This window comes from Bacillus sp. KICET-1, from assembly GCF_027721405.1.
GTDB lineage: Bacteria > Bacillota > Bacilli > Bacillales > Bacillaceae > Bacillus > Bacillus velezensis.
Genome location: NZ_CP113515.1, coordinates 257408 through 277500 on the forward strand (window position 1 = coordinate 257408; position 20093 = coordinate 277500).

Annotated in this window: 21 protein-coding genes and 1 pseudogene (1 of these 22 cut by a window edge); 5 read left to right on the forward strand and 17 right to left on the reverse strand. The window is 39.8% G+C overall.

Annotation, left to right across the window (positions count from 1 at the left end):
* Nucleotides 1-318: 318 nt before the first annotated feature.
* From OVA33_RS01240 to OVA33_RS01255, 4 genes are read right to left on the reverse strand one after another with little or no spacing between them, the layout of a single operon-like run.
* Complete coding sequence (locus OVA33_RS01240; RefSeq protein WP_017418995.1) at nucleotides 319-1512, reverse strand: MFS transporter; 1194 nt, start codon at nucleotides 1510-1512, stop codon at nucleotides 319-321.
* A gap of 57 nt (nucleotides 1513-1569) precedes the next feature.
* Nucleotides 1570-2709: an NAD(P)/FAD-dependent oxidoreductase gene (locus tag OVA33_RS01245; protein ID WP_017418994.1), complete on the reverse strand. Its 1140-nt coding sequence runs from the start codon at nucleotides 2707-2709 to the stop codon at nucleotides 1570-1572.
* The gene (locus tag OVA33_RS01250; RefSeq protein ID WP_017418993.1) at nucleotides 2706-3173 is read right to left on the reverse strand and encodes a GNAT family N-acetyltransferase; all 468 of its coding nucleotides are present in this window, start codon (nucleotides 3171-3173) and stop codon (nucleotides 2706-2708) included. Before OVA33_RS01250 ends, OVA33_RS01245 begins: the two co-directional genes overlap by 4 nt.
* Nucleotides 3174-3205: 32 nt before the next feature.
* Complete coding sequence (locus OVA33_RS01255) at nucleotides 3206-3940, reverse strand: YqcI/YcgG family protein (RefSeq protein WP_017418992.1); 735 nt, start codon at nucleotides 3938-3940, stop codon at nucleotides 3206-3208.
* Nucleotides 3941-4035: 95 nt separating this feature from the next.
* Between OVA33_RS01255 and OVA33_RS01260 the strand changes: the two genes are divergently transcribed.
* Nucleotides 4036-4371, forward strand: a complete 336-nt coding sequence (locus OVA33_RS01260; protein WP_017418991.1) for a cupin domain-containing protein — start codon at nucleotides 4036-4038, stop codon at nucleotides 4369-4371.
* 9 nt (nucleotides 4372-4380) lie between these two features.
* Nucleotides 4381-5832 carry a class I tRNA ligase family protein gene (locus OVA33_RS01265; protein ID WP_017418990.1) on the forward strand — a complete coding sequence of 484 codons (1452 nt, stop codon included), beginning with the start codon at nucleotides 4381-4383 and terminating at the stop codon, nucleotides 5830-5832.
* A gap of 511 nt (nucleotides 5833-6343) precedes the next feature.
* Here the strand turns inward: OVA33_RS01265 and OVA33_RS01270 are convergent.
* From OVA33_RS01270 to groES, 4 genes and pseudogenes are all read right to left on the reverse strand, one after another.
* Nucleotides 6344-7264 carry a DMT family transporter gene (locus OVA33_RS01270; RefSeq protein WP_017418989.1) on the reverse strand — a complete coding sequence of 307 codons (921 nt, stop codon included), beginning with the start codon at nucleotides 7262-7264 and terminating at the stop codon, nucleotides 6344-6346.
* A pseudogene (gene hemA / locus OVA33_RS01275) lies at nucleotides 7261-8491 on the reverse strand (5-aminolevulinate synthase). Before hemA ends, OVA33_RS01270 begins: the two are co-directional and overlap by 4 nt.
* Before the next feature lie 1218 nt (nucleotides 8492-9709).
* Nucleotides 9710-11344 carry a chaperonin GroEL gene (gene groL / locus OVA33_RS01280; RefSeq protein WP_003155941.1) on the reverse strand — a complete coding sequence of 545 codons (1635 nt, stop codon included), beginning with the start codon at nucleotides 11342-11344 and terminating at the stop codon, nucleotides 9710-9712.
* Nucleotides 11345-11385: 41 nt separating this feature from the next.
* Nucleotides 11386-11670 carry a co-chaperone GroES gene (groES, locus tag OVA33_RS01285; RefSeq protein WP_003155970.1) on the reverse strand — a complete coding sequence of 95 codons (285 nt, stop codon included), beginning with the start codon at nucleotides 11668-11670 and terminating at the stop codon, nucleotides 11386-11388.
* Between the two features lie 236 nt (nucleotides 11671-11906).
* Between groES and OVA33_RS01290 the strand changes: the two genes are divergently transcribed.
* Nucleotides 11907-12641: a CPBP family intramembrane glutamic endopeptidase gene (locus tag OVA33_RS01290; RefSeq protein WP_060963432.1), complete on the forward strand. Its 735-nt coding sequence runs from the start codon at nucleotides 11907-11909 to the stop codon at nucleotides 12639-12641.
* Nucleotides 12638-12829: a YdiK family protein gene (locus tag OVA33_RS01295; RefSeq protein WP_003155975.1), complete on the forward strand. Its 192-nt coding sequence runs from the start codon at nucleotides 12638-12640 to the stop codon at nucleotides 12827-12829. The genes OVA33_RS01290 and OVA33_RS01295 overlap by 4 nt, the downstream gene beginning before the upstream one ends.
* A gap of 37 nt (nucleotides 12830-12866) precedes the next feature.
* Here the strand turns inward: OVA33_RS01295 and tatC are convergent, their stop codons facing one another.
* Genes tatC through moaC form a run of 4 tightly spaced genes read right to left on the reverse strand, consistent with a single transcriptional unit; the run spans nucleotide 12867 to nucleotide 14980 of the window.
* Nucleotides 12867-13628 (reverse strand): twin-arginine translocase subunit TatC, encoded by a 762-nt coding sequence (gene tatC / locus OVA33_RS01300; RefSeq protein WP_104843133.1) that lies wholly within the window; start codon nucleotides 13626-13628, stop codon nucleotides 12867-12869.
* Nucleotides 13629-13634: 6 nt separating this feature from the next.
* Nucleotides 13635-13805, reverse strand: coding sequence for a twin-arginine translocase TatA/TatE family subunit (locus tag OVA33_RS01305; RefSeq protein ID WP_003155981.1), 171 nt, complete (start codon nucleotides 13803-13805; stop codon nucleotides 13635-13637).
* Nucleotides 13806-13823: 18 nt separating this feature from the next.
* Nucleotides 13824-14471, reverse strand: coding sequence for a redox-sensing transcriptional repressor Rex (locus OVA33_RS01310; protein ID WP_003155984.1), 648 nt, complete (start codon nucleotides 14469-14471; stop codon nucleotides 13824-13826).
* Nucleotides 14468-14980, reverse strand: a complete 513-nt coding sequence (gene moaC / locus OVA33_RS01315; RefSeq protein WP_003155986.1) for a cyclic pyranopterin monophosphate synthase MoaC — start codon at nucleotides 14978-14980, stop codon at nucleotides 14468-14470. The genes OVA33_RS01310 and moaC overlap by 4 nt, the downstream gene beginning before the upstream one ends.
* A 139-nt stretch (nucleotides 14981-15119) precedes the next feature.
* On the opposite strand from moaC, the gene OVA33_RS01320 reads away from it, so the two are divergent.
* A complete protein-coding gene (locus OVA33_RS01320) occupies nucleotides 15120-17048 on the forward strand; it encodes an ABC-F family ATP-binding cassette domain-containing protein (protein ID WP_017418987.1) in 1929 nt (642 codons plus the stop codon).
* A gap of 222 nt (nucleotides 17049-17270) precedes the next feature.
* Here OVA33_RS01320 and tsaD read toward each other — a convergent pair whose 3' ends face one another.
* The 5 genes in view from tsaD to thiL are tightly spaced (at most 15 nt apart) and all read right to left on the reverse strand, a layout consistent with a single transcriptional unit that may run on beyond the window.
* Complete coding sequence (gene tsaD / locus OVA33_RS01325) at nucleotides 17271-18311, reverse strand: tRNA (adenosine(37)-N6)-threonylcarbamoyltransferase complex transferase subunit TsaD (protein WP_025649875.1); 1041 nt, start codon at nucleotides 18309-18311, stop codon at nucleotides 17271-17273.
* Complete coding sequence (gene rimI, locus OVA33_RS01330; protein WP_003155993.1) at nucleotides 18304-18759, reverse strand: ribosomal protein S18-alanine N-acetyltransferase; 456 nt, start codon at nucleotides 18757-18759, stop codon at nucleotides 18304-18306. Before rimI ends, tsaD begins: the two co-directional genes overlap by 8 nt.
* Nucleotides 18760-18769: 10 nt before the next feature.
* Nucleotides 18770-19459 carry a tRNA (adenosine(37)-N6)-threonylcarbamoyltransferase complex dimerization subunit type 1 TsaB gene (gene tsaB / locus OVA33_RS01335; RefSeq protein WP_007408854.1) on the reverse strand — a complete coding sequence of 230 codons (690 nt, stop codon included), beginning with the start codon at nucleotides 19457-19459 and terminating at the stop codon, nucleotides 18770-18772.
* Nucleotides 19440-19916, reverse strand: a complete 477-nt coding sequence (gene tsaE, locus OVA33_RS01340) for a tRNA (adenosine(37)-N6)-threonylcarbamoyltransferase complex ATPase subunit type 1 TsaE (RefSeq protein ID WP_014417064.1) — start codon at nucleotides 19914-19916, stop codon at nucleotides 19440-19442. The genes tsaB and tsaE overlap by 20 nt, the downstream gene beginning before the upstream one ends.
* Before the next feature lie 15 nt (nucleotides 19917-19931).
* Nucleotides 19932-20093, reverse strand: partial view of a thiamine-phosphate kinase gene (gene thiL, locus OVA33_RS01345; protein WP_063637037.1) — the end only. The gene runs 816 nt beyond the window's last position; only the last 162 of its 978 coding nucleotides appear in the window; its start codon lies off the right edge, out of view — the gene reads right to left on this strand; its stop codon occupies nucleotides 19932-19934.

Sequence of the window (20093 nt, forward strand, 5' to 3'; positions counted from 1 at the left end):
CTCACACCTTATTTATAAATAAATCAGGCCTTATCAGTTGAGTAAACTGATAAGGGCTATCTGATAGGGCCTCATGAGCATTTCAGATAAAATCAAATAGTTATTCAAGTTAATTACAGCAAATTCGATCCATGTTCTATTCATTTATAGCTACGATTGACAGACCATACTGAATATATGAGTCAGATAATAATTCTAATGGGACTGTTCCAAATGGGAAATAGAAAAACTTGCGATCATTTTTCGAATTCAGTTAATATTAGGAATCTTCAATTTAAATCGAACCAAATTAATTTGTTATCATTCCTTTTAAATATTTTAATTCAAGGAACTATCTCTTCCTTTACCTTTATTTATTCGTAGAACATTTGTCTGTCTAATAAAGAACAAATAGAAGAACAGAAATGAATAAAAAATAATTAAACTTGAAATTCTGAACATCCACTGAAATCCCAAAATATTCACCAAAAGCCCCAATAAACAAGAACCTAATGCAATTCCGCTATCGAAAAATAAATAATAGGTTGAATTCGCTGTCCCTAGAGCCGAGGAATTAACACTATTCACCATAATGGTTTGCAAACAAGAAAATACAGATCCGAAACCAATCCCCAATAATAAACCTGCAATGCAAAAATCTACATATGAAGAGGAATAACTAAGCAATAACATTCCACAGATATAAACAAAATATGAAACAGTTATAATTTTTTTCCCTTGAGCCTTATCAAATATTTTTCCAATTACAGGACGAGATATAATCATTGCAACCCCATAACATAGAAAAAAATAACCACCAGCATGGGGCTCATCCATAGCCTCAGTATACAGAGACAAAAAAGAACTGATCGAGCAGTATCCAAGTGCTAATAAAAATGCTATAAAAGAAATTTTCAAAACAGCTCTCTCAAAAAACTTAATTTTTCTTTTTATTTTCCCTTCTTTATTCATGCGAGGAACTTGAACCAACATACCTATCAAAAATGTTAAAAATGAAGATACTGTTGCAATTAAAAACATTTCGTGAACTCCAAAATTTGAGAATATATATAGACCTACAAAAGGACCTAGTACCATTCCAAGGCTCATTCCAGTGCCATAGTATCCTATGCCTTCTCCCTTTCTTGAGCTTGGAACAAGTTCGGCTGTAATTGTACTTAGAGTTGTAGTCATCATACCATAAGTACAACCATGAAATATTCTAAGCAATAGCAAAGATTCAAATGTCTGTGCTCCATAATATAAAAGGTTAGCAATTAAAAATAATATAGAGGATATTAGTAATAATATTCTTCTATCAAAACTATCGAGGCAATTTCCAATAAAAAATCTTGCAATTGTTGAGCCAATAATAAATACTGTTAAAATAATTCCGGCACTGATTGAACTTTTATTCATTATGTCAACTACATACATTGGTAATACAGCCATTAACATATAGTAACTGAAGAACATAAAAAAACTGGCTGTTATTAAGGCCATAAACGAATTTGTCCATAGTTTGTCCTCCATAGTATCTCTCCTATTAAGATTAAGAAACATATCTTTAAACACAAAAAGCCCAAAAAACTATATTGGGCTTTGTTTATTGAACCTTTCCATTCTGGTATTATTCAATTCAGCCATTCTTTCGTTATGGAAAATCTCTCTTGCCAAGATTAATCCTATAGAAGGTGCAATTTTAAAGCCGCTGCCATTAAATCCAACCATAAGATACAGATCATCAAATTCAGGATGAACCCCGATAATTGGAAGCCCATCACTTGTATAAGAATCGAAACTTAGTCTGCTCCCAAGATACTCTGCCTTATGAAGCAAAGGTAATCTTCCTACCAGTTTCTCTTTTGCAATCTGCATATCTCCATAGTCTAAATAAGAACGATCTTGAAGCAGAGCACCTGAGTGACTCATTTGAACTCCAAATAAAAGACGGTAATTTGAGAAAATTCGAAAGTATGTACCTATAGTTTCGTCAATACAGCTTGTTAAGTGTGATACCGATTTTTCTTTATCCCATTCAATAAAACCAAGGCCAATCGATTTCTTAAACATAGGCAGTCTCAATCCTAGTTCTTCCAACAAAAAATTTGCCCATATATTATTGGCAACCACATATTTATCTGCACGAATACTCCCGATATTTGTTTGTATCCCTGTAATCTTTTTTCTGTGATGTAATATCCTCTCGACTTTGACCCCTTCTAAAAGCTTCATACCTTTCTTTTCAGATTGTTTAATAAAGGTTAAAGCAGTTTTTGCAGGATCGGCATAACCGCCGTTAGGCTCGTAAACAATCGCACCTATTCCCTCAAGAGAAAAATCTGGTTGAAACTGTTGGAACTCATCTGGTGACAAAACTGAGACCTGGGAACAATATCGGTTTACTTTTTTCGCATTTGCTCTTAATTGGTCTGAACGAGTAGAATCTGTTATAAATGAAAACCCAGTTTTTTTAAAACCGCAGCTTCCACCAATTTTATTTCCCCAGTCAGCGTAAGTATCATAACTTTCAACAGCCCTTTTAGTATACCATTCGTTTTCATGAAAAATTCTTATGAATCCACCAGATTTGTGTGTTGCTCCATTCCCTGGTGGAATACCTTGTTCACATAACGCAATATTTTTCAACCCTAATTTTGTTAAATAGTATGATAAACTTGCTCCCATTATACCTGCACCAATAATTACTACATCAAAATGCATTTTCATAGTATTATTTCATAGTTTATCCAATTTTTATTAGTATTCACACCACCCATTTTTTCGTAAAGTGTCTGAGCTTTCAAATTATCATGAGATGTTTTCCAATTCATGACTGCATAGCCGTTTTCTTTAGAAAATTCCAAGGCATATTTAAACAACATTTCTCCTAACCCTTTCCCTCTATATTCTGATGAAATAAATAAATCGTTTAGAATAGATATTGCTTTAACCTTAGTAGTACTAAATGTGAAATATAAAGTAGCAAAACCAATAATCTCACCATTTTTCTCCATCAAAAACTGTTTTCCTGATCCGGGGTTATCGACTAAATAATTTATATGATTTTCTAATTCATTATCAGTAGGATCTGGGCATTTATAAAAATCAACAATATAAGATCTAACCACAGGGATTAACTCAAGTGTATCGTTTTTCGTAACAGGTCTAATTTTCAAATCAATTTTTGACATAAGAACAACATCCTTTATTTTTTAGTTAAATTTTATTTGTATTGCAGAGTATTTTTGAATGGACATTTTCCCTTAAATGGAATATTGTCATCATCATAAACATAATTCTTCCATCTCTCGCCTTGAACTTCCCCCAATTCTGAAAGATCGGGATGCGGAGGTACATCATCCCATTTTCCTAATCTAGTTCTAATAAGCTGTCGCACCTTCCTGCCTTTAGGATTATGACTTTCGATCCCATTAAAAATAGAGTTAGGCTGTATTACTAATACAAGTGAATTCCCAAGGTTTCTGCTCTTTCTTTTCAATAATGGGGGAAAACATGAGGTAATGAATAACTCCTCTCCACCAAAACAAAATCCCCACTGGGGATCTTCAGGATCTTTTGGTACATCTGATGGCCAACCTGATGGATCATTTTCATGAAGAAAATTAAGTATTTCCCACGTTCTTTTCCGATAAAATTCAATATTTTTTTTTTGTAATTCTGGTTTAAAAAAAATAATAATGTTCTGTTCGTATATATTATTTGCATCCCTTTTTTCTAGGAACGTTTTCAAAGCTTTAACAGCATCTAACAAGTCATCCTCAACATATGAATAATATAAATCCCCTTTGTTTTCAGCCGTTGTAGCAAAATAGCAAGGAAAATCTTTATTACATACCTTCTCTTTGTAATTGAGATATTCTTCCGTAAACCAGTCTGGGACGTTTATCCCTGCTTCTAAATCACTCTTTTTAAAAAGAATTGCCTCATTAGTTTTCAAAAAACAGCCCCCCATATATGTTGATAAATACCACTATTTTCATTATAATGATTATTGTGAAAATTACAATATGTAAATTTATAGGGGGAGTTTATTTGCAAGTCATTAGTAGAAATCCAGAGAATTTCACAGAAGAATATAACGTTATTCTAAGGAGGCTATTTCCAGCAAATGAACAATGTATAGATTCAAATATACCTTTTTCATCATCATGGGTCATAGTGGAAAAAAATAAATTTACTGATCCTCACCGGCATGATCTCCATGAAGTTTTCTTCATAACTGAAGGTGAAGGAATACTAAATATAGATGGAGAAGAAAAAATAGTTACAAGCGGTGACGTCATTTATATCTCTCCTAATAAGGAGCATACCATTAAAAATAAGAAAGAAAATAAACTTATTTTTCTAACAATTTATTGGAACAAATAGGAGGAAAATATGAATAAAAGATATCTTATAACAGTTCCGCCGCCTACACCTAATGGAGACCTTCACATTGGCCATTTATCAGGGCCCTTTTTAGCTGCGGACGTGCTTTCTAGAATATTCAAATTAAATAATAAACAATATCAATATCCTTTTAGCACAGATAGTTTCCAAAGTTATGTAACTTTTAAAGCCTTCCAATTAGGGAAATCACCCAAACAAGTCAGTGTGGACAACACCAATAACATATTAAATACATTACAAAAATTAAATGTACATCTTGACTTTTATAATCCTTTTAGAATTGAACATCAGAAGTATACACAAAAATTGTTTGTGGACTTATATGAAAAAGGTGTTTTTATTAAGAAAACAATAAAGATTAATCACTGTGAGCAATGTAACCAATACCTATATGAAGCTTATGTGATTGGTGAATGTCCGCATTGTGCTCACCAATGCGGGGGGAGCTACTGTGAAAAATGTGGTCTGCCAAATGATTCTGAAACTCTTCAGTATCCAAAGTGTAAGAAATGCGGGAGAGACGCTCAACTTAAAGAATTAGATGTAATTGTATTTCCTATTGAAAAATACAAACCTTTTTTAAAAAACTTTTATAGGAAATATAATTATTTATGGCGTAAAAACACACAAAATTATACGAAGGAAATTATAAACAAACATTTAAATGATATTATTCTTACTAACATGAATGACTGGGGTATTAATGTACCAATAAGGGGATTTGAGGGACAAGTTATAAATGCTTGGTTCGAGATATTGCCAGGTCATATCAATAATTCTGATTCCCAAGATTCGCTCTGGAATAAGGAATCAAATTCAGAAACAAACATTATCCAGTTTTTTGGGTTTGATAATATTTTTTATTATTTAGTGATGTACCCTGCTTTACTTCATGCAATGAATAATAAGATTATTCCAAAATATTTCTATTCGAACGAATTTTATTTAATAAATGGAGATAAATTTTCCACGAGTAGAGGAAATGCAATATGGGGAAAAGATTTTATTGATGAATATACCTGTGATTTTGTACGTTATTACTTATCTTTAACCTCTCCGGAAACTCAACAAACCAGTTATCAGCCTAAGGAAGTAGCTAAGGAGTACGAAAATTTTAAAGAATTAAATATGCTGATAAGCACTATTGAATCTTTAAATCGAGAAATCACTGAGCCTATCGCTTTGTTATTGGAAACCTATACGGAACGTTTCTATCAGGCATTTCAACTTGAAGTTTTCTCTTTAAAGACTATTGCTACCTTAATAAAAGAATTTATTACTGAAATTAAAAACCTGAATGCACTGGATAATTTTCATATTCTAAAAAGTTTAGCTGTTTTCTCATACCCGATAATGCCTGATTTCTCCAAAACCATCACTGAAAAAACAAAGACCGCCTTACTGTGGAATGAATTATTTGGATCTGTTCAGCAATTATGACATACAATACTCTTTATTCAAATTCAGTTAACTATCAATTCGAAAAAATCACACCAAATTTCTAGAATAAGAAATTAAAAAGCGAAGTAAATTCAGCATAGACTAGATGGATGGTTAAGCTATACTAATTCAATTTTTTATGCACTACAACAGTCGAAAGAGGCTTTTCACTAAGAGAGAAGCCTCTGAAGTTTATAACAGACTTAATAATGCTTTTTCGTTGATTTCCATTATTCTATCCACAGATTTCGGATAACATGATAACATCATATATAACCTTAATTAAACCGCACACTAGCTAAGCATGCGGCATTGACTAGCAGGTGGCTAGAGCTGCTATCTTTAAGATATGAAGTCTTAATGACAGATTGCTCTTTATCATTTCCTGTTTCAAATAAGAATGCAACCCATTTATCACCTTATTTACAATGAATTTTCATGTGTTACCCTAGACCTCATTAGGTTCTCATAAAACTGTCAGACAATATTCTCCTGTAGTATAAAGGTTCGTTTACGTCTGTTGTTCAGTTGTTTTGTCAGTAGATGTGTTTTTGACTCTCTTTATAGAAAAGAGAAATCCTAAAGCAATAGCAGCTCCGACACAACTAAATAAGCAGCCAAGAAATAAATAAATTGTTGGTTTCGAATCTCCAATACAAACTGATGCTATTCCACCTACTGCTGGAAAAAGTGCAACCATGTAACTGCTTATTGCTGCCCCAATTCTTTCGATTAATTTTAGGTAGAAAAACCACGCAAAAAAAGAAGCTATTACTGTTAGATAAATAAGGGAGCTCAGATAGGATACCGATATAGGTAAAGTAAACTTCAGTCCCTGAAACAAACATATTATAAGAAGGAGTAAAGAAGCTACGATAAACCCAACACTGTTAGCGTATAAAGGATTAATTCTATTTCTGGCATTTACTGCTGAGCTTGCGTCTCCTATTGCTGTCAGTATTGTGCCCAACAGTGCTATCCCTATCCCCTTTAAATTATCCAAGCTCAAGCTCTCTGTAAGAAGAGGATAAATTAATATACACACACCAGTAATTCCTATTAAACCACCAATTAAAATACGAGGATGAAGGCGATCTCCTATGAAAACACGTAGAGCAACTGGAGTTAAAACAGTTTTTAGGGAGTATATTAAAGTCACTAAGGCAGCAGTACTCCAAATAGTTGCATAATATAAAAATAAGTAACTAAGGGCGAAGTTACATATCCCGAAAGTGACAAGAGGCCCTATATCTTTAAAGGATGGGCGTCCTTTTGGGCGTACTATTAAAGTAAGTATCACAAACATAATTGCAGATCCAATAATACGGTAAGTTAATGACACTGCCGGACTGACAGGAGCACCTTGTATTTTGACTGCAATGAAGTTCAATCCCCATGCTAAGAGGCAAAATACATACATGAATGGGATCATATTTGCAATAATCCTTTTTCCGTAAGAGGGATATCAAAATAATCAAAAGTTTCAACTAATGCGTTTGTTAGTTGTAGTAACTGCTCCTCTGAATGATTCGGTGTTACATTTACTCTAAAACGTTCTGTCCCTACGGGTACAGTCGGAGAGTTTATTGGTTGTAAATAGATAAGATGTTTCTCTAATAATCTTTTCGCCGCATCCTTACATTTTTTCGCGTTACCAATTAGAACCGGAAGGATATGTGTTTCACTGCAATCCAAAACTGGGATACCAGCCTCAGCAAGAAAATTTCTCAATAGTTTTGTTTTGTTATGTAGTTCATTTCTCTCTTTGTCAGAGGTTTTTAAATGTTCAATACTTGCATAACAAGCAGCCACAACACCTGGTGGTAAAGAAGTGGTGAATATGAAACCTGTAGCAAATGACCGGATAGCATCAATAAGTACATTTGTCCCAGTGACGTAACCTCCAATTATACCAATTGCTTTAGCCATAGTACCTTGAATAAAATCTATACGATTTGCTACTCCTAAAGAAGCTGCCATTCCAGCCCCCACGGGGACCATACATACCAATTGCATGTACTTCGTCAAGAAAGGTTAGCGCATTATATTTTTCAGCAAGATCTGCAATTTTTTCAATTGGGGAGATATCTCCATCCATTGAATACACAGATTCAAAAATAATAATTTTTGGTCGCTCATACGGTTGAGCAGTTAATAATGACTCTAAGTGTTCTACATCATTATGTTTAAAAATTTGACAATCTGCCTTTGTACTACGTATTCCATTAATAATTGAAGCATGATTAAGTTCATCCGAAAAAACAATACAATCTGGTAATAATCGCAACAAACATTGTAAAGTAGCATCATTTGAACTATAGCCAGTTGGAAATACAAGTGCGGCTTCCTTACCATGCCAATCTGCTAATGAAGACTCAAGTAAAGAATAGTGATAATGTGTACCCCCAATGTTTCTAGATCCTCCTGATCCTGCACCATATAATCTAATTGCCTTATGCATAGCTTCAGTAACAAGGGGATGCTGCGACATACCTAAATAGTCATTGCTACACCAAACCACTACAGAGTTTTTATCTTCTTTCCCATTTAATATAGCTGATGGATATTGTCCATTAATTCTGTTAATTGTTAAAAACTCCCGGTATTGACCACTTTCTTTTAAGGAATTTATTTTCTTGTTAAAGATTTCTGTATACATTTTTTCCTCCTTAATCCTTCACAATCGTTTATTAAAAAAAGGACTTTGTTTTCATGCTATTGTGATGCTCAATTTTCCAAAGTAGATACATAATAACCAATTAAAGTTTATTTCCTGTTAATTTTTTCTCCAACGAATCCCTCTCCTTTCTAAAATTTTGACTCAGATAAAACATAACATAAAATTTCAAAAATGTCATAAAAATCATTGGATATTAATGTTAAAATACCAATTAAAAAACTCCATACACTGGTTCTATATACTGAACATTATTTTATTGCAGCTTATTAGCTACTAATACATATCTCATGTCAAAGGAGTTTTATTTATCAAATATTGATTCAGAGAATGAACGCATTAGCGGTTATAGAAAAAACACTTTTTCAAAAAATGAAATAATTATTTATTCAATTAATCACTTTAACTGTTTAACATACGTTTTAAAATTTAATACAGCAATGGATTCCAAAAGAGACCTTTAAGTTGAGATGCGTTATCAAATGTTGTTGATATGTACCCAACAAAAGTGAAATGCACTCTGTGATTTCTTGATATAAAAACTCAAAAGAGCTAAGTAATGATTCAATTTTTGAAAATTCTCATATTCCTTAGCTGCTTCACCGAGACAAAACTGGTTTGTTTGACCTTAGGAGGATATAAACAATATGTAAAACAAAACCACTCCTGTAATTCCCTAATAAAAGCTTTATCCAAACTCAATTTCCTCCACTTGTTGAAAATCCACCTCCATTTTTATATAAAATTCATGGAGCAGAATTGTGCCGGAATAACCTTGTTATGTAGTGCTATCAAGCAATGCTGAATACATCACGAAATAATAAAAAAATTGTCAAATCCATAAAACTAACTAATCTTTGCTCCTGAATCAAGATCCTTTTTCAATAAGACATCGCGAGTTCAAGAAAACACCATCTAAAAACAGAAGGGTTACACTACGTTCATAATGTCCATACTCACATATTATAGTTTGCTGAAGCTAGTGTGACATCACTTCAAATTATGGACTGCTTGGGCATACAGAAACTGAAACCACTATACAGTTTATTTACGTATTACAAAAGAAAAAATAGAGGTTTCTCAAAAGTTTGCTAAACTAATGAGAAACCTCCATTTATTAAAAGTTTTAGGAACCTTTACGGCACCTAAATTATTTTCTGCTTACAAACCCTTGTTATATCAAGGGTTTTCGCCGTTTAATTACATCATGCCGCCCATACCGCCCATGCCGCCCATGTCAGGCATTCCTGCGCCGCCGGCGTTTTCTTCCGGTTTGTCAGCGACAACGGCTTCAGTTGTTAAGAGCATTGCTGCTACAGAAGCTGCGTTTTGCAGGGCTGAACGTGTAACTTTTGTCGGGTCAACGATACCTTTTTCGATCATGTTTACCCATTCGCCGGTTGCAGCGTTGAAGCCTACGCCGATTTTTTCGTTTTTCAGGCGCTCAACGATGACAGATCCTTCAAGACCTGCATTGTGTGCGATTTGACGGATCGGCTCTTCAAGTGCGCGAAGCACGATGTTGATACCTGTTTGCGCATCGCCTTCAGCTTCCACTGCAGCGACTTTGTTGTATACGTTGACTAGCGCTGTACCACCGCCGGATACGATGCCTTCTTCAACTGCTGCGCGAGTTGAGTTGAGGGCGTCTTCGATGCGAAGTTTACGCTCTTTCAGCTCAGTTTCAGTCGCAGCGCCGACTTTGATGACAGCTACGCCGCCGGCAAGTTTCGCAAGACGCTCTTGTAATTTTTCTCTGTCGAATTCAGAAGTTGTTTCTTCCACTTGAGCGCGGATTTGGTTGACGCGTGCAGCGATTTTTTCAGTGTCGCCGGCGCCTTCTACGATTGTTGTGTTTTCTTTCGTTACCACAACTTTAGAAGCGCGTCCCAATTGTCCGATTTCAGTAGATTTCAGGTCAAGGCCTAAGTCTTCTGTGATTACTTCTCCGCCTGTAAGAACAGAGATGTCTTCGAGCATTGCTTTACGGCGGTCACCGAAGCCAGGAGCTTTAACGGCAACAGCGTTGAATGTGCCGCGAAGTTTGTTGACAACGAGTGTAGCAAGAGCTTCCCCTTCAACATCTTCAGCGATCAGAAGCAATGGTTTGCCTTGCTGTACAACTTGCTCAAGCACAGGAAGGATTTCTTGGATGTTTGTGATTTTTTTGTCTGTGATTAAGATGTAAGGATTATCAAGAACCGCTTCCATCTTATCAGAGTCAGTCACCATGTAAGGAGACGCATATCCGCGATCGAATTGCATACCTTCCACAACTTCAAGCTCAGTTGTGAAGCCTTTAGACTCTTCGATTGTGATGACGCCGTCGTTTCCTACGCGCTCCATTGCTTCAGCGATAAGGCTTCCGACTTCCTCATCAGCAGCAGAGATCGCAGCAACCTGAGCGATAGACTCTTTGCCTTCGATCGGCTTAGAAATTTCTTTTAAGTTTTCGATTGCAACGGTTACGGCTTGTTCCATACCTTTACGCACGCCGACAGGGTTTGCTCCTGCAGTTACGTTTTTCAGGCCTTCACGGATCATAGCCTGCGCAAGAACTGTTGCAGTTGTTGTACCGTCACCGGCAACGTCGTTTGTTTTGCTGGCTACTTCAGCTACAAGCTTCGCACCCATGTTTTCAAACGCGTCTTCAAGTTCAATTTCTTTTGCGATTGTCACACCGTCATTTGTAATTAACGGAGAACCGAATTTTTTCTCCAGAACCACGTTGCGTCCTTTTGGCCCTAAAGTTACTTTTACAGCGTCAGCAAGCGCATCGACACCGCGAAGCATAGCGCGGCGTGCTTCTTCACTAAACTTAATATCTTTTGCCATGTTAACGAAACCTCCTCGAATTTTTAAAAGTATTTATTTGCTTAGCCGATAACAGCTAAAATGTCGCTTTCACGTAAGATTAAGTATTCAGTACCTTCGTATTTCACTTCAGTACCGGCGTATTTTGAGAAGATAATGCGGTCGCCCTCTTTTACTTCTAAAGCAACGCGCTCTCCGCTTTCCAACACGCGACCTGAACCGGCTGCCACGATTTTGCCTTCTTGCGGCTTTTCTTTTGCAGAATCCGGTAATACGATTCCGCTGGCAGTTTTTTCTTCAGATTCTACGAGTTCAATGACAACGCGATCACCTAATGGCTTTAACAATGTAATAACCTCCTCAATAGTATGAATATGTAATTTTAGCACTCAGCTCTAAAGAGTGCTAACACAATTATTATAATAAAGAATCTCACTTCCAATTTCAAGTCATAAGAATAAAAAATTTTCACGCTTACATCATTCTCTCTTACACCGATTTTCTCCTTTTTTCACGTCTGGTTCACTTGTGTTACAATAAGAACAAATAAGTTGATTTTATAGGATAAAGGAGTACATATCATTTGAGAAAACAGTATTGGTATATCATTTTGACATACGTTATCATGCAGCTTTCCGCATTGATCGGCATTCCTTTAATGTACAAATTCGGCTATGCGGGCGGGCATCCTACGAATGCGAATCTCACCATGGCTCAAGGGATTTATTCCGTCGTAAGCTTTTTTATCTGCCTGATTATCGTTCTCTTGATTTTGAGAACCGCGCCGAAGCAGACATTAAGAAACGGGAAGAAAGCATCCGCCGGCATGTCCGTTCTCTGGGCGGTCGCGGGAATATGGCTCGCTTTATTTTCTCAAGGTATCGCCGGAATGATTGAGCAGTATGTCTTTCACGTGAACAGCGGTTCCGAAAACACGAAAGCCATTCTCAACATTATTAAAGCCATGCCGCTCATGATTATCGTTTCTTCTATCGTCGGGCCGATTCTTGAAGAAATCATTTTCCGGAAGATCATCTTCGGTGTATTATATGAAAAAACGAATTTCTTTTTCGCCGGACTGATCAGTTCCGTCATTTTCGGCATTGTGCATCAGGACCTCACACACCTGCTGCTGTATACGGCCATGGGCTTTACCTTTGCGTTCTTGTATGTGCAGACGAAACGGATTATTGTGCCGATATTCGCCCATGTCATGATGAATACCATTGTCGTGGTCATGCAGCTCGGCCCCGCCCAAAAATATATTGAACAGCATAGTGAACAAATGCAATTAATTATTGGAGGATTGTTTGTATGAGGAACCCAATGACTTGGGGCTTGATTTATTTCGCAGTCGGCTGTATCTTTACGTATTTGGCCGCAAGCTCGCCGGGAAGCATGTGGTCTTTTTATTCCATACTGCTGATGGTTTTCGCCGCTTATAATATCAGCATCTCGTTTAAAATGTTCGCTTTCTCATTTAAAGTGAAGAAAAATCAAAAATAAAGAAAAGCCATTTCTCATCATGGAGAAATGGCTTTTTTTATGCTGATACGTCCTGGTCGGATTCGCTGCTGCCGGTCTGCCTTTTCCGGTACGCCGCTTTTGAGATCAGGATACTGATCTCATATAAAATGCAAAGCGGAATGGTAATCATCAAGTGAGACAGCAGCTCAGGCGGCGCAATCATCGCGGCGATCACAAGCAGCACAAAATACGCATACTTCCTGATCTTCGATAAAAACCTCGGCGTGATAACACCGAGTCTCGTTAAAAACATGATCAGCACCGGCATCTGAAACAGCAGTCCGAACGGAATCGTCAGCTGCAGCAGAAAATGAAAGTACTCGGTAATCCCGATCACCTGGTTGACATCCAGGTCATTCGAAACCCGCTTCATAAAATCAACGACCAGCGGAAATAAAATATAATAAGAAAACGACACACCGCCGACAAACAGCACGATCGAAATCGGAATATAGCTGAGTGTTACTTTGCGCTCCTTCTCATACAGGCCCGGGCTGACAAACGCCCAAATCTGATAGAGAATAATCGGCGAAGTCAAAATGATGCCGATGATAAACGCGAACTGCAAAAAGATAAACAGCGGATCCGTCAGGTTAAAAGCATTAAGGGTGAGCTCTTTTACTTCATCGGCTTTTTGAAGATACACAATGATAGGTTTTGCCAGAAAAAAGCCGGCAATAAAGAAAACCGTAAAGGATAACGCCACAATCAGCAATCGTTTCCGAAGTTCGGCAATATGCTCCACAAGCGTCATTTGATTCACTCTCATACGCGTCATCCTATCTTACTGTTCTTCTTTCTTTTTTTCCTCTTCTTCACCGGCTAATCCCTTAGTAGCGTTCTTAAATTCACGAAGCGTGTCTCCCGCCGCTTTTCCTAATTCGGGAAGCTTCTTCGGACCGAAAATAATCACCGCCACCACACCGATAACCGCCAGGCTTCCAGGACCGATCATGTGCAGCTCCTCCTTTCGCTATTCAATTTCTTCCAAAACAGAATAATGCTTTAAGAAATAAACCAATGATTGAAGCTCTACAGCTAAATCTATATGATGAATTCGAATGTGATCCGGCACATTCAAACGGGCCGGCGTAAAGTTAAGGATTCCCTTGATTCCGAGCGACACGAGCCGGTCGGTGATTGACTGCGCGGCAACCGCCGGAACGGTAAGAATCGCCACGGGTTCATCCTTAATGTGAAGCTCTAAATCATTAAGATCAAAGACAGGCACACCGCCTACCTCAGTTCCTATTTTACTCTGATTCACATCAAAAGCCATAGATATTTTGGTGTTATTATTTTTTGTGAAATTATAGTGAAGAAACGCCGTCCCTAAATTCCCGACACCGATCAAAATGACATTCGTCGTTTCATCCTGATCCAGTGTTTTTCTGAAAAATGACAGCAGGTAATCCACATTATAGCCGTATCCTTTTTTGCCGAGCGCCCCGAAATAGGAAAAATCCCGGCGGATCGTGGCCGAATCGACTTTTACCGCGTCGCTCAGTTCAGCTGATGAAACGCGCTGCTTTCCTGACGCGTGTAAATTCTTTAAAAAGCGATAATAAAGCGGCAGCCGTTTTGCCGTCGCCTGTGGAATTTTTGATTGATCCTTGTTCATGATTGGTCCTCCACTTTATACTCAGATGCATCTCTTTTAAAATCACCGTTTTTGCCTCCTGTTTTTTCCATGAGGCAGGTCGGGCCGATGACCATTCCTTTATCCAGCGCCTTGCACATGTCATAAACGGTCAAAGCGCAGACTGAAGCGGAAGTTAGCGCTTCCATTTCCACACCTGTACTCCCTTTCGTTTTTACGCTTGCCTGTATATGAAGAACGGCTTCGGAATCCTTTTCCTCCCAGCCGAATGAAATGTCGACGCTGCTTAAAGAAAGCGGGTGGCACATCGGGATAATCGCTGACGTCTGCTTTGCGGCCATAATTCCTGCCACCTGTGCGACAGCCAGCACGTCTCCTTTTCCGATCTCGCGGTTTTTGATTCTGCTGTACACGTCATGCTTCATGTGTACGCTGGATATCGCAGCGGCAGTACGGACTGTTGAAGATTTATCGCTTATATCCACCATGCGGGCACGGCCTTCTTCATTAAAATGAGAAAATCCATTCATATTTAAACTCTCCTTACTTCTGATCATACACTATTTTCTCCCTGATGTCTTATCCTATAATGTTCCAATTCTGATGTATTGTTTGCTGACAGCAGGTTGATAAGCTACACTTAACTTATTATAACAGAGGTGAAATAATATGATGATCTTACAAATTAATCAGCTATCCAAATCTTTTGGCGCTGATCCTATTTTAAACAATATAAAGCTTGAAGTCAGATCTCGGGATCGCATCGCCATAGTAGGCAGAAACGGAGCCGGCAAATCAACTCTCCTTAAAATTATCGCAGGTCACCTTTCATATGAAAAGGGTGAATTAATCAAACCGAAAGAATTAACGATGGGATATCTTGCCCAGCACACAGGCTTGGAATCCCAGCTTACCATAAAAGAAGAACTGCTGAGCGTTTTTGATTTCCTGAAAGCAATGGAAAAAGAGATGCGCTCTATTGAAGAAAAGATGGCCACGGCCGCCCCGGCGGAGCTTGAGACGCTGATGAAAACCTATGACAGGCTTCAGCAGGATTTCAAGGATAAAGGCGGCTATCAATATGAAGCGGACGTCCGCTCTATCCTTCACGGCCTCGGCTTCGGAAAATTTGACGATTCCGTGAAAGTGCAAAGCCTGAGCGGCGGTCAGAAAACAAGACTTGCGCTCGGAAAGCTGCTGCTGACCCAGCCTGATCTGCTTATTCTGGATGAACCGACGAACCATCTCGACATCGATACGCTTACATGGCTTGAGCATTATTTACAGGGATATTCAGGCGCCATTCTGATCGTTTCCCACGACAGATACTTTCTTGATAAAGTCGTCAGCCAAGTGTACGAGGTCTCACGGACAGAAAGCAAAAAATACCTCGGCAACTACAGCGCCTATTTAGAAAAAAAAGCTGAGCAGTATGAGAAAGACCTGAAGCTGTATGAAAAACAGCAGGACGAAATCGCCAAGCTTCAAGATTTTGTCGACCGCAATCTGGCCAGAGCTTCTACAACGAAAAGAGCTCAAAGCAGACGAAAACAGCTTGAACGGATGGACGTCATGGCAAAACCGCTCGGGGATGAAAAATCAGCCGCCTTCCGTTTTGACATTACAAAACAGAGCGGAAACGACGTCCTGCGCGTACAGGATGTTTCCATCAGCTATGACGGCCAGCCGCCGCTCTTGAAAAACCTGACCTTCGGCATCACAAGAGGCGAAAGCGCCGCCCTCGTCGGTCCGAACGGAATCGGCAAATCAACCTTGCTGAAAACCATTATGAATACAATCAGTCCGGAATCCGGATCGATCACGTACGGTTCCAATGTCACAATCGGCTATTATGATCAGGAGCAGGCTGAACTGACCTCGTCCAAACGCGTGCTGGACGAGCTGTGGGATGAATATCCGGACATGCCGGAAAAAGAGATCAGGACATGCCTCGGCAACTTTCTGTTCAGCGGAGACGATGTCCTGAAACCGGTCCGTTCGTTAAGCGGCGGGGAGAAAGCAAGAGTCGCGCTTGCCAAGCTGATGCTTCAAAAAGCAAACTTTCTCATCCTAGATGAACCGACAAACCACCTTGACCTGGACAGTAAAGAGGTGCTGGAAAACGCCCTGATCGACTACCCGGGAACACTGTTATTTGTCTCGCATGACCGTTACTTTATTAACAGAATCGCCACAAGAGTGCTGGAGCTGTCACCTGATCATGCAGAAGAATATTTGGGAGACTATGACTATTACACCGAGAAAAAAGCCCAGCAGCTGGAACTGGAAGAAATGAAGCGGCAGGAAAAGGAGCAGGCTCAGCCTGCCGGCAAGGTCAAACAGGATACGAAAAGAACTTACGAGGAAGAAAAAGAATGGAAGAAGAAAGAACGGCAGCGCCTGAGACGCATTGAAGAAATCGAAGCGGCCGTCTCATCCGCCGAAGAGAAAATCAGCGCCAATGAGGAGCTGCTGTGCGATCCTGACGTGTATCAGGATCATGAAAAGGTACAGACCATTCACGCGGAGAATGAAACTCTGAATCAAGAGCTCGAAAACTTATTAGCAGAATGGGAGGAACTCTCCTCAGAAGAATAGAAAACGTCAAGCACCTCTTTAAGGGGTGCTTTTTTATCCACAGCTATCCTCCTTGTCAGCCATGTAAGTAAGCGTTTTATACACACTATCCACAAAATTTTCTGACTTTATCCACTTTACTAACAACTTACAGCCCCTTATCCAGCCTGGATTTCTGGATATACTCACAATCCTGTGGATATGTTAGAATTATCTGTTAATAAGTAAAAAAAGCCTCACGTTTTACAACGTGAGACGATCAAAGGATGTTAATTCCAAACCGGGCTGTCCGTTCATATCATATGAGCCCCGAATCCCCTTTTCAAAAGCAACGGTTCCGGCAGCCGCAATCATCGCTGCATTGTCCGTGCATAAAGAAAGCGGCGGGATGACAAGCTCGGGATCTCCCGAATGGCTGAATTCCTGCTGCAGTGCGGCTCTCAGCCCTTTGTTAGCGGCTACGCCCCCTGCCAGCAGCACTTGTTTAACCCCGTATTGTTTCGCGGCCTTAGAGGTTTTTACCGTCAGTACATCAATGACACTCTGCTGAAAGCTTGCTGCAAGATCCTCCGGAGGAATCACCTCATTTTTTTGCGAGGCGTTATGAAGCGTGTTAATCACGGCTGACTTTAGGCCGCTGAAGCTGAAATTGTAAGACCCTTCTTCCAGCCATGCACGCGGAAGCGGAATGGAATCCGTTCCCACAGCAGCCAGCTTATCAATCTGCGGCCCTCCCGGATAAGGAAGCCCCATCGTTCTTGCCACTTTGTCGTAAGCTTCGCCTGCGGCATCATCCAGCGTTTCACCGATAACCTCGAATGAACCGTGCTCTTTCATATAAACCAATTCCGTATGTCCGCCTGACACAACCAAAGCAAGCGCCGGGAACTGAAGCTCTCCTATCAGCCTGTTTGCATAAATATGACCCGCTATGTGATGGACACCGACTAGCGGTATTTGATGGGCAAAGCTTAACGCCTTTGCCGCATTAACTCCGATTAACAGAGCTCCGACAAGTCCGGGTCCTTCCGTTACGGCAATCGCATCAAGATCATCAAAGCCCATCTCCGCTTTTGAAAGAGCTTCCTCAATCACAAGGGTAATCTGCTCCACATGATGTCTGGACGCTATTTCAGGCACGACCCCGCCGAAACGTTTATGGCTTTCAATTTGAGAAGCGACAACGTTTGAAATAGTTTCATTCCCGTTTTTTACGACTGAGGCCGCTGTTTCATCACAGCTTGTTTCGATTCCTAATACATAAATATCTTGTTTTTCACTCATGTAATGTCACCCACATTAATAACGCATCTTCCCCGTTATCTGTATAGTATTGTTTTCTGATTCCACCGGCCTGAAGACCGAATTTTTTATATAAGGATTGGGCGGGATGATTTGAGACCCTGACTTCGAGAGAGAGCCTTCTTGCCTTTTTTTCTCTGCACAATTCTATCGCAGAGCGAAACAGCGCTTCTCCCAATGATTGGCCCCGATATTCCGGCTTAATGGCTATGTTCGTAATCTGCGCGTCATCTATAATAATCCAGATTCCGCAATACCCCGCCAGACAGCCGTCCTTTTCAATGACAAGGTAGTGGGCATACGGATTTTCCAAAAGCTCATGATAAAATGAATCCTTCGTCCACGGAGAAGTAAAGGATGCTGTTTCAATTTCATAAATTTGATCAATATCTTCCGGCCGCATGCTTCGAATCGCCGTTTTCGTTTTCATCCCTATCACCCTATTTTTGAGATTCCATCCATTTCGCTTCAGCCTCTGCCAGACGCAAATAATCCGGAACAAGGCTGTGGACATCCGCTTCTTCTTTTTCCAAGCCTAAAAACGCCAGCTCTGACGGCCGCGGATTATGCTGTGCAGCCGTTCCTATCACTGCTTGAGATGTCAGCTCATGCAGAATGGTTTCTTCATGAATCGCTGTATCGTGCCCTAAAAATAAAACCGGAGACGCTTTTTCTTTCAGCATGCCGAGCCAATCAGTCAAAAGGACATTCTGATCTGGAAGAACGGATTGTAATCGGCCGTCCTGATATTCATAAAGTCCCGTATATACCTGTCCGCGCCGGGCATCAAATAACGGGCAGATCAGTCCTTGAAAGTGCCGTCCGTTAGCCGCCAGCACCTCCAGGCTCGAGACAGCGGAAACCGGAAGCTTCAGCGACCATGCCAATGTTTTTGCCAGCGTCACACCGATTCTGACACCTGTATACGATCCCGGTCCTTTCGCCACCGCTATTTTTGTAAGATCCTGCGGTGTCAGGCCGCAATCCTTCAGCAATGAATTGACAGCAGGCATGGCCCGCACGGAATGATTCTTTTTTAAATATGTAATATACTCCGCCATCACCGTTTTGTCACGAACGAGCGCGGCACCCAGCGTGTAATTTGACGTATCAATTGCCAGTATTGTCATGTTTATTTATCTCCTCACAAAGCGTTTCATACCGTGTTCCGCAAGCCGTAAAGGTAATGTCCCTTGCCTCATCACCGGCTCTCTTGATGACGATCTGCAGCCGTTCAGCAGGCAGCTGATCCTGAATTAAATGAGCCCATTCAATTAAACAGACGCCTTGTCCCTCAAAATATTCTTCAAGCCCTAAGTCTTCGCTTTCATCCTCCATACGATACACATCCATATGATATAGAGGAAGCGAACCGTCATGGTATTCTTTTATAATTGTAAAAGTCGGGCTGTTTACCACTCTCGTGATTCCCAGTCCTTCGGCAAAACCCTTTGTAAAAGTCGTTTTTCCCGCGCCTAAGTCGCCTTCCAGTGTCAAAATGTCTCCCGGCTTTGCCAAAGAAGCGGCAAGCTTGGCTACGGCTTTCGTTTCTTCGGGGTTTTTCGTTCTCCATTGTAATGTCTTCAAAGTGAGTCACCCGTCTTATTTAAAATGATTGTATCCTTTTTTCTCAAGGACGATTTGTCTCTGATCATTGGCTGTCAAAAGAACACATGCTTCCTTCCGTTCAGACACCGCCCCTATCTTCGCTATCGGAATGCCTGACTGAGAGCAGTAATCAAGCAGAGAGGTCCACTCTTGCTG